We start from the raw sequence: 15,861 nt of genomic DNA, 5'->3' as shown, positions 1-15,861 counted from the left end.
AGCAGGGACGATCTTGTAAAATCAAAGGAGGTGGTAGCAATCGCGCAGTTAATTAAGCTTCAGGATTATCTATCACGTTATGAATGGGATGCTTATCGTTATCCAACACAATATATCAGACTAAAAAAAGATAATTGGAATAAGCTATATTATATTTGGGAGAATCCAGAAAACGGGGAGTCGATCACGGGAACAGATGAAGCAGCTGAGCAGAATCGAAATGAGCGATCCGTATTTTCGAAGTTAAGAACAAAATTTAAACGAGGTAAAGATCTGGTGGAGGAAACGAAGCCGAAACAAGAAAGCAATCAATACGCTGATTTACCTGAATCGGAAGAGGAACTGAAGCACTATTTTTTAGATAAGCTGTTTCAATTCCAAATGAAGTGGGCCACTTCCACCATTACACACACATCAATAGTAGATAGAGAATATTATCAAGATCCACTATTACGCTATTTGCTGCAACGTTTTCCAGATACGTATTTGGTAATGTATTTTCCTGTTTTTGAGATAAAAAACGCACCAGTTGAAACGGAAATAATCTTGATTAGTCCTATTGGTATCGAGATTATCTATTTTGTCGAAAAACAAACTAGTGCGGTTATTATGGCCGGGGATGAACGAACATGGTTGGTTAAAGAAGAGAAGAAGCAAACGAAAATTTTAAGTCCAATTATTGCTTTAAAGCGCACTGAAAAACTTATTCGCAGTATCTTGCAAACTTATTCCATTGATTTTCCGATAGAAAAGACAGTACTATCGCGAACAAATTCAATCGTTTTTGCAACAGAGCCATATCAAACGAAGCTGGTTGACCAATCAAAATATCCAGATTGGTTTCAAGAAAAGCGGAGGCTAACATCTCCTTTAAAAAGCTCACAGCTGAAGGTTATAGAGGCTCTGTTAAAGCATTGCAGTTCAACCTCCTTCAGACGTCCAGAATGGGAAGTGGATACGAGTCCAACAATGATTGTTGATTTGGAGGAATAGTATATGTATATATTTATTATTAATCCAAAAGCAGGCTCTGGTCGGGCTCTAAAAGTATTTTCTGATATTCAGAACAGTGCTGTTTACAGGCAGATGGATAGTCAGTATTTCTTCACTGAGTATGAAGGTCATGGAGAAGCTATTGCAAGAAAGATTAGTGCAGACCCAGAAGGGAAAACCATTATCGTCGTTGGTGGCGATGGGACGATTCATGAGGTTATGAATGGTTTAATATCGACCGAAATTCGAATAGCCTTTATACCGGCTGGATCCGGGAATGATTTTGCTAGAGGTTGTGGAATTAAAGGAAAGCCAGAAGAAATATTACGAAAAATTATTGAACATAATATGGTACGCCCATATTGGATTGGAAATTATACAGCAGACGGGTATGGAGTGCATAAATTTGTCAACAGTATCGGCTTTGGTTTTGATGCTGCAATCGCACACGCTGCAAATCAATCAAGTTATCGAAGGTTTTTGAACGCGCTTGGACTTGGAACGCTTAGTTATGTAATAGCATTGATATATGTTTTAATGTATTATAAACCAATGTCCATGGAGCTTGAAATCGATAATGAAAAACGAATACTAAAGGATTGCTGGATGGTGACAATTGCAAATCATCCTTATTATGGCGGCGGGATGAAGATTATACCTACTGCAGTAATACAACCGAATGTATTCCCATTATTAATTATCCATTCCATTTCGAAATGGAAGGTGCTTGCATTGTTTATAACCGTCTTCCTTGGTATACATACACGATTTAAAGAAGTGGAGATACTAGAAGCAACGACATTGAAAATAACTGCGGAAACGAGCATCCCTTTTCAAACGGATGGACAAACGGGAAAATGTTCTTCCAGTTTGATATCGAAGCAAAAGGAAGCAGTACATATTACTGGAATTAATGAAGCGTGGGCAAAATAAATAAAATTTATAGAAAAAGTTATTTGTGTTTTAATGGAAATCACTATAAAATGTATTATTGAATGCTAATTTTGAAAGATGTGAACGAATTATGATCGAGTGGCTTGGACAAGTATTAGGTGTTGGATGGAAAATAACACCGGCGGGCGGACTTACTGGGGATGCATATGTTGCAGAAAAGGATAATAGAAGACTTTTTCTGAAACGTAATTCATCTCCATTTCTTGCTGTATTATCTGCTGAAGGAATCGTTCCCAAGCTTATTTGGACAAAACGATTGGAAAATGGCGATGTTATTACGGCGCAGGAATGGCTTGAAGGAAGAGCACTAAAATCATATGAAATGCAGCATCAGCGAGTAGCGGATATATTGTATAAAATCCATCATTCGTCTGAACTGTTGCATATGCTTATGCGGATGGGGAAAAAGCCTGTCACGTCGGATGATAGTTTTAGCTATGTAAAGCAGCTATTAACATCTTTGGGTCTAATGAAGCATCAAGAAATTCAAGAGGCGATGAAGCATCTTGCACAGTTACTCCCAAAAACACGGAATCAAAACCTTGTCGTCTGCCATTGCGATATTAATCATAATAATCTTATTCTTACCGAGGACAGTGATGTTTTTCTAGTGGATTGGGATAATGCGATGATTGCAGACCCTGTGACAGACTTTGGTATGCTGCTTAAATGGTACATTCCAAAAGAGAACTGGAATGACTGGTTGTATAAATATGGGATTACTCCAGATAAAAATCTATTTGAGCGCATGTACTGGTATTTGGTGCAGGATGCACTTCGGTTCTTATGCTGGCATGCCGAGCGTGAAGAACCAGAGAAAATGGCGGAACGGTTACGCGATTTGAAGGAATTGAATGAGCATATTCGCCAATTTATTCTAAAGTAGTATGCTGTAAGGCTTTAATCCATTCATCCATATTTTTTTTATGTGCTGTAATGTGATCTGGCATGTTTTGTGCGGACACACCTTGTCTGCCATAATGATAAATTTCTGGTAAGAGACTTAGCAGTTGTTCATTTGAAATGCTATTGTTTCTTACCATTGATTCAACTAAACGAATAATCTGCTCGTATTCACTGACACTAGCGCAGCAGTCAGCTTGCTGTTCATCTAAAATATCGTATAATAATGTTAATTGATTGTTAACAGAAAGCGTCATTGTAATCACCTCAAGGTTAGTTTAGTCTGTTTCATTTTTTCTATACACAAAAGCGGAAGCGCCCGATTAGCGAAGTGCGGACTGGGCGTGGCTTTTCATATTTCTATACAAAAAGTAATAAAGCGAGGGTTTAGACAATGCGTCAACGACATAAACCGTGGGCGGATGATTTTTTGCAGGAAAATAGCCAGCTTATTGTTCCAAATGCAATGGAGCATAAGGGGAAATGGCAACAACTCTTTAATAACGATCATCCGATTCACATTGAAGTGGGAACTGGTAAAGGCCAGTACATTGTAGGGATGGCTAAGCAGCATCCAGATATTAATTTTATTGGGATTGAAGTAGTGAAGAGTATTATTGTAACAGCGGGTCAGAAAGCGTTAGATGCAGAAGTGGATAATTTATTGCTATTAAATGTAGATGCTGCTGATTTACGAGAGATTTTTGCTGAAAATGAAATTGCAACGATTTATTTAAATTTCTCTGATCCATGGCCGAAAAATCGCCATGAGAAGAGAAGGTTAACATATCATACATTTTTAGAGCAGTATAAAGAGATTCTTGATTCAACTGGCAAGGTTATTTTTAAAACAGATAATCGTGGTTTATTTGAATATTCCCTAGTCAGCTTCAATGCTTTTGGAATGAAGCTGGAAGAAGTGAACTTAGATCTTCATGCAATAAATGATCCATTGAATATCATGACAGAATATGAGGAAAAGTTCTCTTCGAAGGGACAAGTTATCTATCGCAGTAAAGCAAGCTTTTAATATACGAAAAAGGTCATCGCATGATATGGTGTGATGATTTTTTTGTTGTAATAATAGTAAGGAAATTAAGGCGAATTGTTTGCGTCGAATTGGAAGATGGTTATCACTGTTCTCGTCGGTGCGAGATTACAAACTCAGGTGGAAGGAATGGTATAACTGTTCGAGAAAACCAAACTATAGAGGTTACGGTTGAATGGGACGATAAAAGGGAGGTTTTTGAGTTAGTGGCAAAGGACTAAAAAATAGCTTGACATATTAGGCCTTTTCTTGCAATAATAGGTTTAACAATAAAATGAATTACCTTTAAATCAGTCCTGTGAGGCTGGTAAGGATGAGACGGATATGGATGCACAACTAGTGGCGGGCTAGGCCTGCTATCATGTGCTGCTAAAGCAAACACCTTACCAGTTCTTTTTGGAAAGGTGTTTTTTTATGTGAAAACACTGGAATTTTAAAAGGTAAACAGAGGAGAGAAAGAAATGAAACAGCGGGAGATACAAGTTGATGAACGGTTACCTTTATTACAAAGTTTGCCACTTAGTTTTCAGCACTTATTCGCAATGTTCGGTTCAACTGTATTAGTACCAATTTTATTTGGAGTCGATCCAGCAACAATCTTGCTCATGAATGGAGTTGGGACATTACTATACATTTTGATTACAAAAGGAAAAATCCCGGCTTATTTAGGCTCTAGCTTTGCCTTTATTTCGCCAGTAACAGCAGTATTAACTGTTGGGGGAGGCTATGGAGCGGCACTAGGCGGATTCTTTGTTGTAGGGTTCGTGCTGGTTCTAGTCGGTATTATCGTGAAATATGCGGGTACTTCCTGGATTGATGTTATTTTTCCCCCGGCAGCAATGGGGGCTATCGTTGCGGTAATTGGATTAGAGCTGGTTCCAGTAGCAGCGGATATGGCGGGTCTATTACCGTCAGAAGGTGCAGCAGATACGGCGGTTAACGTAACGGTTTCATTGCTGACACTAGGAGCGACCATAATTTATTGGGTAACAATGCGTGGTTTCTTGAAAATAATTCCGATTTTACTTGGAATTATAACTGGTTATATTATCGCAACACTATTCGGTATTGTTGACTATACAGCTGTAAAGGAAGCTGCATGGATTCAGATGCCTACGTACTACCAAATTGAGTTTAATTGGTCTGATATCTTAATTATTCTGCCAGCAGCGCTTGTACTTATACCCGAGCACATAGGTCATCTAGTTGTGACTGGAAATATTGTTGATAAAGATTTAACAAAGGATCCTGGCTTGGACCGCTCTTTATTCGGTAATGGTATTTCTACAATGCTCTCCAGTTTCTTTGGTTCCACTCCGAATACAACGTATGGTGAAAATATAGGGGTACTCGCGATTACTCGTGTCTATTCGACTTGGATAATTGGAGGGGCAGCAATCATTGCGGTAATTCTATCCTTCTGTGGAAAGCTCGCTGCACTTATTTCCTCGATTCCGACACCAGTAATGGGTGGGATTTCCTTGCTTCTTTTCGGAATCATCGCGGTTAGCGGACTTCGGATGTTAGTAGAACAGCAGGTTGATTATAATAACTCGCAAAATTTGATTCTGACTTGTGTTGTCCTAGCAATCGGAATTAGTGGTGCGTCAATTACAATCGGAACCGTAGCGTTAACAGGTATGGGTCTAGCGACAGTTGTAGCAATTGTGATCAGCTTACTGTTTAAATTGTTCAATACGCTTAAGTTATCAAATGAATAAATAGACATATTAAAGCTCTGCAGGAGACGATGAACTGCAGAGCTTTAATTTTCTGAGAATTGAGGAATGATATGGAACTTACTGGACCCCTGGTTTACCTGGTCTTGTAAGGTGGCGTTTATTTGTCCATAATCGATTATGATTCGTGTTTTCGGGAAATGTGTCTCCTGCATTTAATTCGACCTTCTGAGGGTCATTGACATTCCCACCAGTTTCACCAATTTCGATATAAACCCCGTTATTCGGTGCTTTTTGTCCAGCTCGAAACTGTCTGCTTTCACCCATTTCTATACTCACCCCTTGATTTTTGTTTTTCTTATTATGATTATCTGCGGTTGCTTCATGCATGGCAATATAAGGATAGACAATGTAAAGAAAAAGTGTGGATCCATTTGATGGACACACACTTACTAATTAAATCAGCTTAATAGGTCAATTAATTCGATTTTGGGGTTTTTATCTTGAAACCAATTTAATGAGAATTCGTTTCGGAATAAAACGAGTGGATTGCCGTGACGGTCTTTAACAAGTAAATTCCCGCTATCAAATAAAGATTCATCAACCTGATCTTCTTTTAACCAGCGGGGAATTCGCTCCCCAATTGATTCAAATAAAACCTCTGCATTATATTCATTTTGCATTCGATATTTAAATACGTCATATTGTAGCTCGCCTACAGCTCCTAAAATAAAGGAATCGGTAAGCCGGTCGCGGAATAATTGAATAGCTCCTTCTTGAACGAGCTGTTCGATTCCTTTTCTAAATTGCTTCGATTTCATAACGTTTTTTGCAGCCACTTTTTTAAATAATTCTGGAGGGAATACTGGCAGTTCGTCGTACTCGATTGTTTCCTTGCCAGCTATTAATGTATCACCGATTTGATAAGCATTTGGATCGTAAATGCCAATAATATCGCCCGCATATGCTTCCTCAACAGTTTCTCTAGTTGAAGCAACCATTTGTTGAGATTGGGAAAGTTTGAATATTTTCCCTGTTCGTGATAATTTGACGCTCATCCCACGTTCGAACTTCCCGGAGCAAACTCTTAAAAATGCAATTCGATCACGGTGAGCAGGATTCATGTTGGCTTGGATTTTGAAAATAAATCCAGAAAAATCTTCATGGTCTGGTTGGACAATTCCCTCTGTTGTCTTTCTAGGTGTTGGTGTTGGTGCCATCGAGATAAATGTATTGAAAAAGAGCTCGACACCAAATGGAGCAAGGGCGCTACCGAAAAAGACAGGTGTTTGCTCACCTTTCATGATTGCATCAAGTGAAAATTGATCGCCTGCTTCAGCGACTAATTCCAGCTCATCCTTGGCTGCTTCGTACGTCGGGTTCCTTGTCAGCTCCTTATGCTCGACATTATCTAATTCAGCATATGGAATATAGGTTTCTTCTTCATTGGTATGGTGCTTCACAAATTGCTTACCATAACGATCGAATATGCCAAGGAATTGTTTGCCCATTCCAACTGGCCAATTCATTGGATATGTTTCAATTTCAAGCACCTGCTCAATTTCCTCTAATAACTCAAGTGGTTCTTTACCTTCACGGTCTAATTTATTTATAAACGTAAATATAGGAATACCGCGCATACGGCATACTTTAAACAGCTTGATTGTTTGGGGCTCGATTCCTTTAGTGGAATCAATAATCATCACAACACTATCGACAGCTGTTAATGTGCGGTACGTATCTTCACTAAAATCCTCATGTCCAGGAGTATCGAGAATATTCACGTGATAGCCTTCATAGAAAAAATTCATTACACTGGAGGTAACGGAAATCCCACGTTGTTTCTCGATCTCCATCCAGTCTGATGTTGCAAATTTCCCTGATTTTTTCCCTTTTACGGTACCAGCTGAACGAATCAGATTCCCATATAATAGCAGCTTTTCTGTCATTGTTGTTTTTCCTGCATCGGGATGCGAAATAATCGCAAATGTTTTTCGTTTTTTTACTTCTTCATGTATTGCCATTCCAATAATCCCTTCTATTCTTAAAGATTCTTTTATCATACTATATGAAAGAGGTGCCTGTCACTGTTTGATTTTTAGCGATCGATGCAGCTTGAGTTTGATTAATTGCCGTTTACTTGTAAAATGCTGATAGTCCTTCTAAAGCTCATAATTATGGAGGGGAAAGATGATTGTTCTCTATTATAAGTGCAAAAAAAGAAGCCGCGTGTGTCGCGCTGCTTCTCGGATAACGTGTTATAAAATAAGTAAATAATATATTGTCACAGGTAAATAAATATGCTATACTAACTTAGTTATTAAATATCATTTTGTGATATCATAACTATCCAACTATATTATATCAAACAATTTCTGCTGTTGTCAACTAAAAAATGAAATTTATTGAGAGAGGGATGGATGCAATGAGTCACGATACTGAAAATCGCCAATATGAACAGCGTCGGGTTGAGAAGGTAGTAGAAGTGATCAACAATAAAGAAGAAAATCTTGAGGCACGATCCGCAGGATTAAAACAAAGCGTTGTTGAGCTGCGTAAAACATTTTGGGATGATGTAACGGTTAATCTTGAAGAAATGGATGATATTATAGAAACGCAGGAAAGTATTAAGCAGCAAGCTGCAATATTATCCCAGAAAGAGCAATTCCACGGGAAAATAAGTGCAGAAATACAAACATTACAAAGACTCAGGAACGCTCCTTATTTTGGGCGATTTGATTTTATTGAAGAGCCAGGAACTGAGAAAGAGTCGCTTTATATAGGAATAGCCTCGTTGATGGATCAAGATGAAGAGGACTTTCTTGTGTATGATTGGCGTGCACCGATCTCGAGTCTATACTACGATTTCTCTCCAGGACCAGCCCATTATCAAACATTGGATAGCACTATATCTGGTGAAATGACATTGAAACGGCAATTCATTATAAAACAAGGTGTCATTGAGGGGATGTTTGATACAGGCATTACAATCGGTGATGAGCTACTTCAGCAAGCGTTGGGGAATAATGCGAGTACGTCTATGAAAAACATTGTAGCAACAATACAGAAAGAACAAAATAAAATTATTCGAAATGAGCGTAGTAAGCTTTTAATCGTTCAAGGGGTAGCAGGAAGCGGAAAGACGTCTGCAGCTTTACAGCGAATTGCATATTTAATGTATCGCTACCGCGAGGAGTTACATGCAGATAATATTGTATTATTTTCACCGAATCCGTTATTTAGCAGTTATATTTCCAATGTGCTTCCTGAGTTAGGCGAAACGAATGTTAGACAAATGACGTTTTTGGATTACTTAAAAAATGGAATTGGCGGCAACCTTACAATCGAATCACCGTTTGAGCAGATGGAATATGTATTAACGCAAACAGAAAGCGAACATTATCCTATTCGAATGAAGAATATGGATTATTTATCGACCATTGATTTTATGCAGTTAATTGATGCTTTTACTTCGGATCTGAATGGTAGCGGTATTCAATTTAAACCTATTAAATTTCGTGGAAGAACACTCATCGATCAGGAGCAAATCGGAGAATATTTTTATTCCTTGGATAAAGAGATAGCAATCCCAAATAAGATGGAAATGGTATCGAAATGGTTGCTGCAGGAACTAAGTAAATATCAGCAGCAGGAAATTGCTGAGGACTGGGTAATGGAGCAAATCGAATTGCTGGATAAAGAGGATTATATGCGTGCGTATCAGCGAGCAGAAGAAAAGATGCAATCGAGTACAGTTCAAGATGAAGAGAAAATATTAAGAAGATATATGGTGAAGCGTTTTTTTCAACCGCTGAAAAAACGTGTGAAGCAGTTCGCGTTTGTAAATATATTAGCCACTTATCAACAGTTGTTTACTGAATGGAATACAAAAGAGCTACCAAACAATTGGCAGGATATCCGTGCCCAAATTGCAACGGATTTATCTCAGAAGTTTCTAACGTGGGAGAATGCTACACCATATCTCTATTTTAAAGGGAGATTGCTAGGGGACAGTGCCGATCGTTCTGTCCGGCAGTTGATTATCGATGAAGCACAGGATTACTCTGCCTTTCAATTTGCCTATATTAAGCATCTTTTTCCTTATACGAGAATGACACTATTAGGAGACGTTAATCAAGCTATTTATACGCATGTTGCGAAAGAAAACCCGCTCATACCAGTGGAGCATGTAGAAAGCCATGAACGAATTACACTGACAAAAAGCTATCGTTCAACAAAACAAATTGTTGATTTTACAACGTATTTTGCACCTGGCCATGAACCAATTGAACCGTTTAATCGTGAAGGAAGTAAGCCAGAACTGATCAACCTGCAAAATGAAAATGAATGGATGACAACTGTATTGACGTGTGTGGAGGAGCAATTGAAGAAGGGGAACGAGACAATTGCATTAATATGTAAGACATTAGAGGAAAGTGAACAGATTTATCATTTATTACAAGATAAGCTACCCATCCATTTGGTAAATGAAGAAACCTATACATTTGAAAAAGGTGTGCTTGTTTTGCCAATCTATTTGGCGAAGGGAATTGAATTTGATGCTGTCATCATACCTGATGCATCAGCAGATCACTATTCATTGGAATCGGATAAATCCTTATTTTATACTGCCTGTACAAGGGCAATGCATGCTTTGACAATACTCTGTCGACAAAAGATATCTCCTTTTATCAAACTTGTTCCGAAAGAGTTGTATGATGTGAAGGAATAAAGGGAATCGCGCTGTTCGTCGCATAACGAATAGTGCGGCTATTCCTTGTTTCGATAGGATAATGGATGAAACTCTTTTCCTATTGTGCTATATTAAACAATTGAGGAACGAGGATTCAGTAATACAGATAGAAGCCCTTAGGAAGAGGAGAGAAAGACCTTGGTCTTATATACAGTAAAAAAGGCATTGAATAACAATGTGTTGATTGCAAGTGATGACGAGGGGCAGGAAGTAGTTTTAATTGGGAAAGGTATCGGATTTAACCGGAAAAAGAATGATACAATTACGCAGGATGCGATTGAAAAGCTATTTGTATTAAGAAATGAAAGGGAACAAGCAAATTATATTAAGCTTTTGCCTCAGGTGGATGAAGCGGTATTAAAAACGATTATTGAATCAATTAATATCATTCAAGCAAGATCAAATACACCTTTACATGAAAAGGTGCATGTTGCACTCACGGACCACACCGCATTTGCAATTACGCGTTTATTAAAAGGAATGGCGATTAAAAATCCGTTTTTAAAAGAAACAAAAGCGCTTTATCCTGCAGAATATGAAATTGCCGCTGATGTTGTTGATTATATTAATCAATCGCTGCAGGTCGAACTGCCAGAAGGGGAAATTGGTTTTATTGCATTGCATATTCATAGTGCAATTACAGATAAAGCAATTGCTGATTTAAATAAATATTCTCAGCTTGTGACGAAACTGATTAATGTGATTGAAGACCAATTAGAAATACAGATTGATAGAGAAAGCATTCATTACCTACGTCTTGTAAGGCATTTGCGTTATACAATTGAACGAATAACTAACAATGAGTTTATTGAGGAACCAGAAAAAATAGCAAACCTCTTGAAAACGGAATATCCAGTATGCTATAATCTTGCATGGAAGCTAATTAAAATTATGCAACAAACACTAAATACTTCTGTTTACGATGGAGAAGTTGTTTACTTAACGATGCATCTCCAGCGGCTAAACAATAAAATAGATTAATGCTATCTTACGTGTTACTGATTCGATCAGGCATGAGTTGAGATAATCACATGAATAAATGACAAGGGTTACAAGCTCCTTGCCATTCGTTTATCGTGATCTCTACTCATGTCTTTTTTGTTCTTCAAAAGTGTTTGTTGGATAGTAAAAATTGGAGGAGGATAACAATGTTTAAAAAGGCTTTTGGTGTGTTGCAGAAAGTCGGAAAAGCGTTAATGCTGCCGGTAGCATTGCTACCAGCTGCTGGTCTTTTGCTTGGGATAGGTAATGCAATGCAGCAGGATACCATGCTAAATTACCTTCCGTTTCTAAGCGCTGATTGGATTCAATTAGTCGCTTTAGTTATGGAAGATGCGGGAAATATTATTTTCGCGAATCTCGCACTTATCTTTGCAGTTGGTGTTGCAATCGGACTTGCTGGTGATGGAGCAGCTGCTTTGGCAGCAATTGTTGGTTACCTTGTCTTAAATCAAGTAATGGGATCGTGGTTGGCAGTTACGCCAGAAATGATTGAAAGTGACCCAGGGTTTGCGAGTGTGCTTGGGATACCTACGTTACAGACAGGCGTATTTGGTGGTATTGTCGTCGGGTTAATCGCGGCGTTTTGTTATAATCGCTATCATGATATTGAAATGCCATCATTCCTTGGCTTCTTTGCAGGGAAGCGGTTTGTGCCAATAATGACAGCGGCAGTATCCTTTGTTGCAGGCTTAGTACTATTATTCATCTGGCCGCCTGTACAAGAGGCAATGAACAGCGCATCTTACTGGTTAATTGAAGAAGGTACGTATTTAGCGGTATTTTTCTTTGGTTTTATTAAACGTTTATTAATTCCATTTGGATTGCATCATATTTTCCATGCACCATTCTGGTATGAGTTTGGTGCATATACAACAGCTGCAGGAGAAATTGTCCGTGGTGATATGACGATTTTCTTTGCGCAGTTAAGAGATGGTGTGGAAATTACTGCTGGTAATTTCATGGCTGGTGAATTCCCGATTATGATGTTCGGTCTGCCGGCAGCAGCGCTTGCAATGTACCACGCTGCACGTCCAGAAAGGAAAAAGTTAGTGGCAGGTCTTCTTGCATCTGGTGCATTAACATCGTTCTTAACCGGTATTACCGAACCACTTGAGTTCTCGTTCATGTTTGTATCACCACTGTTATTCGTACTGCATGCATTCTTAGATGGGTTATCATTTGTACTCATGACATTTTTAGGTGTTAATATCGGTTATACGTTCTCAGGTGGAGCCATTGACTTTGCGTTATTTGGTATTTTACCTGGACAAGAGCCATGGTGGCTCGCGATATTAGCTGGTCTTGTGTTTGCGGTTATTTATTACGTCTTATTCCGTTTCTTCATTAAAAAATTCAATCTAATGACTCCAGGTCGTGAAAAGATTGAGGAGCAGGACGAAAGTGAAGCAGCAGATGCTGGTGAACTTGCTTATAATGTATTGGAAGCGATGGGCGGACAAGAAAACATTACGCATTTAGATGCATGTATTACGCGTTTGCGTGTCTCTGTAGGCAGTGTAGCGAATGTTGATAAAGGTAAACTGAAAAAGTTGGGAGCTGCTGGTGTACTTGAAGTAGGTGATAATATTCAAGCAATATTTGGACCACGATCTGATATCATTAAAAGTCAAATGCAGGATATAATATCAGGAAAAACACCACGTCCTGTAAAAGTCGAAGAAAATAAAGCTAGTGAGGCAGCTGTAAAAACTGACTTCGATGAAAGAATTGTCTCACCAATGAAAGGCGAAATCATTTCCATCACAGAAGTACCGGATGAAGTCTTTTCTGGAAAAATGATGGGTGATGGTTTTGCGATTGTTCCAGAAGAAGGTACTGTTGTTTCACCAGTAAACGGTAAAATCATGACTGTATTTCCTACGAAGCATGCAATCGGCATTCTATCCGATGGTGGAAAAGAAATTCTGATTCATGTAGGTCTTGATACGGTCAATCTACAAGGTGAAGGGTTTGAAACGCTCGTTGGTGAAGGAGATATTGTCGAAGCTGGACAAGCTATATTAAAAGCAGACCTTGACGTTATTGGCAGAAAGGCAAAATCCATTGTAACACCGATTGTATTTACAAGTGTTCCTGATGGACAAGCGATAGCAGTTCCGGAAAAAGCAAATGTAAAAGCTGGAGATACGATTGCTTAATATGAAATATAACCCCCTTGCTACTACGTTAAAATGTAGCTAGGGGGTTTTTGCATGATGAAGCGATTGCTATGCCATTAGGATCTAATTCAATGAGTTTGAAAAGTAAGTGCAATTGAAAGCCCGAATACCAGCAAATTTAAGTTTATTGGTCACTTATAGATGTGATGAAAGCCCAAAAAGCAGTAAATCTAAGTTTATTGGTCACTCATAGGTGTGATGAAAGCCCAAAAAGCAGTAAATCTAAGTTTATTGGTCACTCATAGATGAGATGAAAGCCCAAAAAGCAGTAAATCTCAGAATATCGGTCACTCATAGATGTGATGAAAGCCCAAAAAGCAGTAAATCTAAGTTTATTGGTCACTCATAGATGTGATGAAAGCCCAAAAAGCAGTAAATCTAAGTTTATTGGTCACTCATAGATGTGATGAAAGCCTAAAAAGCAGTAAATCTAAGTTTATTGGTCACTCATAGGTGTGATGAAAGCCCAAAAAGCAGTAAATCTAAGTTTATTGGTCACTCATAGATGTGATGAAAGCCCGAAAAGCAGTAAATCTCAGAATATCGGTCACTCATCGGAAGAATGAACACCTCAACAGCAGAAAACCCCAGCAGTTTAGTCACTTAATAAAAATCACAGCATCTTATTAATCACAATAGTCAAGAAAAATACAATTCCAATGCCGCTTTTTCCGATGGTGTGCAGGGAAAGTTCAGCTAAGACGAATATAGTAAACTGAAGTATAAGCTTTATTGAAAAAGGAAGTTTAATTGCTGCTTTTGGGGAAAGGTTCAATCCCCAGAACGTTGCGATGACGGAGGGAATTCCGATACCAAATAAAATTAAAAAATAGGGGCTTCATAAGTTGGAAGCCCAAAATGGAAAAGGCAACAAGCGCAAATAATTCCAATAAAAATAGAATACCTTATAAAATATATGGCATGATGGTCATTGACGCAACTCCTCATATATGAAATTTTTAAGGAGGCAACGATCAACTATTTAACCTTAGCTTTCTTTCCATTTTGCTCACGTAAGTTTTCAGTTGAACGGCAGGATATAAAACGGAATCACCATGACATACTTCTAACCGTTCTGGCTGTAATTGCTCTAGAATTGTGCTGCTTTTTACGGCTTCATGCATATCACCTGTAAAAAGAGCCATTGGTTGTTGAATCATTCCACGCTTTGATGTAAAAAGATCCCCAGCCAATAATACATTATCTGCTTCGTGATAAAAGACGACCCAATGCGAGATGCTCGTCTTTTATTGAGGTTCCCATCATATACATAAAACGGGGGTGAGGCGTTGGCAAAGCAAATTTTTTCGATTCTTTTAGTTGCTGCAACGTATATTGGCACGATTGTTGGAGCGGGGTTTGCAACGGGGAAGGAAATTGTTACATTTTTTAGTGTGCACGGTACATTTGGAGCAATCGGGATTGTTATCACGGGCTTTTTATTTATCTTTGTCGGCACGAAAATTATGATTATATCTGCTCGCATTGGGGCTTACTCGTATCAGGATTTAAATGTATATTTATTTGGTTCAAAAGGCGGCAAGTTCGTTAATATATTTATGTTTATTGTTGTCATTTGCGTCACCTCGGTTATGCTTTCGGGAGCTGGAGCGGTTTTCCACGAACAGCTTGGTCTTTCTTTCCAATTCGGAATTATAATAACGATTATTCTTTGTTATATTGTCGTGTTAAAAGGAATGAGGGGTATTTTTGCAATTAATTCCTATATTGTTCCACTAATGATTTTATTTAGTCTGTTCGTATTTATTTCTATTTTTAGTGGGAAAACAGATGGTCTGGTTGGACAAGTGATGGCAATCCTCCATTCAGAAAGCTGGGAGTGGATTATTTCACCACTAACTTATTCTTCGTTTAATTTAATGACAGCACTTGTCGTGCTTGTGCCTTTAGGGAATGAGATTCGAGATGAGCGTATTTTAAAATGGGGCGGATTTTTAGGTGGATTCGGTCTATTTCTCATATTAATCATGAGTCATTTTTCATTGTCTGCTTTTCCAACGACATTCTCATATGATATTCCGATGGCGGAAATCGTTAAGTTATTTGGGACTGTGCTTCATGTCTTTTTTCTGCTCGTTATTTTTGGGGAGATATTTAATACCGTTGTTGGGAATGTCTTCGGAATCACGCGGCAATTAAAGGCAGCATTTGGTCTGCGTTATCAGCATGCGGTCTTACTTATTCTGTTTGTTATTTTTGTTATTAGCCAAGCGGGTTATGGGAAATTACTGACCGTTCTCTATCCGTTATTTGGCTATCTGGGATTGTTTATGCTCTTTTTATTGATTGTTAAGCGGATGCCGGAGAAGTGAAATCCTTAATTGATGC

Annotated in this window: 14 protein-coding genes; 9 read left to right on the top strand and 5 right to left on the bottom strand. The window is 38.4% G+C overall.

Translation table 11 applies throughout. The features are described from left to right. Positions 1 to 30 precede the first annotated feature (30 nt). From NST46_RS19030 to NST46_RS19020, 3 genes are all read left to right on the top strand, one after another. On the top strand, positions 31 to 993 hold the full coding sequence (locus NST46_RS19030; RefSeq protein ID WP_336623572.1) for an NERD domain-containing protein: 963 nt from the start codon (positions 31 to 33) through the stop codon (positions 991 to 993). Between the two features lie 3 nt (positions 994 to 996). After that, positions 997 to 1,926, top strand: coding sequence for a diacylglycerol/lipid kinase family protein (locus tag NST46_RS19025; protein WP_303451246.1), 930 nt, complete (start codon positions 997 to 999; stop codon positions 1,924 to 1,926). 91 nt (positions 1,927 to 2,017) lie between these two features. After that, positions 2,018 to 2,833, top strand: coding sequence for a phosphotransferase family protein (locus NST46_RS19020; RefSeq protein WP_095307611.1), 816 nt, complete (start codon positions 2,018 to 2,020; stop codon positions 2,831 to 2,833). On the opposite strand, the gene NST46_RS19015 is transcribed toward NST46_RS19020, so the two are convergent. Next, positions 2,820 to 3,107, bottom strand: a complete 288-nt coding sequence (locus NST46_RS19015) for a YtzH-like family protein (RefSeq protein ID WP_095307609.1) — start codon at positions 3,105 to 3,107, stop codon at positions 2,820 to 2,822. The two genes, NST46_RS19020 and NST46_RS19015, sit on opposite strands and share 14 nt — an antisense overlap. A 137-nt stretch (positions 3,108 to 3,244) precedes the next feature. Between NST46_RS19015 and trmB the strand changes: the two genes are divergently transcribed. Together trmB and uraA are read left to right on the top strand one after the other, a co-directional pair. Continuing rightward, positions 3,245 to 3,880: a tRNA (guanosine(46)-N7)-methyltransferase TrmB gene (gene trmB / locus NST46_RS19010; RefSeq protein WP_095307608.1), complete on the top strand. Its 636-nt coding sequence runs from the start codon at positions 3,245 to 3,247 to the stop codon at positions 3,878 to 3,880. Between the two features lie 479 nt (positions 3,881 to 4,359). Then, complete coding sequence (gene uraA / locus NST46_RS19005; protein ID WP_341137595.1) at positions 4,360 to 5,619, top strand: uracil permease; 1,260 nt, start codon at positions 4,360 to 4,362, stop codon at positions 5,617 to 5,619. 78 nt (positions 5,620 to 5,697) lie between these two features. Here uraA and NST46_RS19000 read toward each other — a convergent pair whose 3' ends face one another. Both NST46_RS19000 and NST46_RS18995 read right to left on the bottom strand, forming a co-directional pair. Continuing rightward, positions 5,698 to 5,904 (bottom strand): YjzC family protein, encoded by a 207-nt coding sequence (locus NST46_RS19000; protein ID WP_095307602.1) that lies wholly within the window; start codon positions 5,902 to 5,904, stop codon positions 5,698 to 5,700. Between the two features lie 134 nt (positions 5,905 to 6,038). Continuing rightward, positions 6,039 to 7,601, bottom strand: a complete 1,563-nt coding sequence (locus NST46_RS18995) for a peptide chain release factor 3 (protein WP_118890385.1) — start codon at positions 7,599 to 7,601, stop codon at positions 6,039 to 6,041. 401 nt (positions 7,602 to 8,002) lie between these two features. Here NST46_RS18995 and helD point away from each other — a divergent pair, with 401 nt between their 5' ends. From helD to ptsG, 3 genes are all read left to right on the top strand, one after another. Continuing rightward, positions 8,003 to 10,309 (top strand): RNA polymerase recycling motor HelD, encoded by a 2,307-nt coding sequence (gene helD / locus NST46_RS18990; RefSeq protein ID WP_341137594.1) that lies wholly within the window; start codon positions 8,003 to 8,005, stop codon positions 10,307 to 10,309. A 159-nt stretch (positions 10,310 to 10,468) separates the two neighbouring features. After that, positions 10,469 to 11,311 (top strand): glucose PTS transporter transcription antiterminator GlcT, encoded by an 843-nt coding sequence (gene glcT, locus NST46_RS18985; protein ID WP_095307596.1) that lies wholly within the window; start codon positions 10,469 to 10,471, stop codon positions 11,309 to 11,311. A gap of 167 nt (positions 11,312 to 11,478) precedes the next feature. Then, positions 11,479 to 13,491 carry a glucose-specific PTS transporter subunit IIBC gene (gene ptsG / locus NST46_RS18980; RefSeq protein ID WP_341137593.1) on the top strand — a complete coding sequence of 671 codons (2,013 nt, stop codon included), beginning with the start codon at positions 11,479 to 11,481 and terminating at the stop codon, positions 13,489 to 13,491. Positions 13,492 to 14,125: 634 nt separating this feature from the next. Here ptsG and NST46_RS21880 read toward each other — a convergent pair. Both NST46_RS21880 and NST46_RS18975 read right to left on the bottom strand, forming a co-directional pair. After that, entirely contained in the window at positions 14,126 to 14,335 is a 210-nt protein-coding gene (locus NST46_RS21880; protein WP_445321745.1) for a YrdB family protein, read from the bottom strand. A gap of 151 nt (positions 14,336 to 14,486) precedes the next feature. Beyond that, complete coding sequence (locus NST46_RS18975; protein WP_341137592.1) at positions 14,487 to 14,672, bottom strand: hypothetical protein; 186 nt, start codon at positions 14,670 to 14,672, stop codon at positions 14,487 to 14,489. Between the two features lie 129 nt (positions 14,673 to 14,801). Between NST46_RS18975 and NST46_RS18970 the strand changes: the two genes are divergently transcribed. Beyond that, positions 14,802 to 15,845, top strand: a complete 1,044-nt coding sequence (locus tag NST46_RS18970) for a YkvI family membrane protein (protein ID WP_341137591.1) — start codon at positions 14,802 to 14,804, stop codon at positions 15,843 to 15,845. Positions 15,846 to 15,861 lie beyond the last annotated feature (16 nt).

Origin of the sequence: Oceanobacillus sp. FSL W7-1309 (assembly GCF_038002145.1) — a bacterium.
In the GTDB taxonomy this organism is placed as follows: domain Bacteria; phylum Bacillota; class Bacilli; order Bacillales; family Amphibacillaceae; genus Oceanobacillus; species Oceanobacillus profundus.
This window is presented reverse-complemented; position numbering and strand designations above follow the sequence as displayed.

Excerpts from the sequence above, each read along its gene's own strand:
- NST46_RS19025 (WP_303451246.1), top strand. The coding sequence starts at position 997 with ATGTATATATTTATTATTAATCCAAAAGCAGGCTCTGGTCGGGCTCTA.
- helD (WP_341137594.1), top strand. The coding sequence starts at position 8,003 with ATGAGTCACGATACTGAAAATCGCCAATATGAACAGCGTCGGGTTGAG.
- trmB (WP_095307608.1), top strand. The coding sequence starts at position 3,245 with ATGCGTCAACGACATAAACCGTGGGCGGATGATTTTTTGCAGGAAAAT.
- uraA (WP_341137595.1), top strand. The coding sequence starts at position 4,360 with ATGAAACAGCGGGAGATACAAGTTGATGAACGGTTACCTTTATTACAA.
- ptsG (WP_341137593.1), top strand. The coding sequence starts at position 11,479 with ATGTTTAAAAAGGCTTTTGGTGTGTTGCAGAAAGTCGGAAAAGCGTTA.
- NST46_RS19020 (WP_095307611.1), top strand. The coding sequence starts at position 2,018 with ATGATCGAGTGGCTTGGACAAGTATTAGGTGTTGGATGGAAAATAACA.
- NST46_RS19015 (WP_095307609.1), bottom strand. The coding sequence starts at position 3,107 with ATGACGCTTTCTGTTAACAATCAATTAACATTATTATACGATATTTTA.
- NST46_RS19000 (WP_095307602.1), bottom strand. The coding sequence starts at position 5,904 with ATGGGTGAAAGCAGACAGTTTCGAGCTGGACAAAAAGCACCGAATAAC.
- NST46_RS18995 (WP_118890385.1), bottom strand. The coding sequence starts at position 7,601 with ATGGCAATACATGAAGAAGTAAAAAAACGAAAAACATTTGCGATTATT.
- NST46_RS18975 (WP_341137592.1), bottom strand. The coding sequence starts at position 14,672 with ATGATTCAACAACCAATGGCTCTTTTTACAGGTGATATGCATGAAGCC.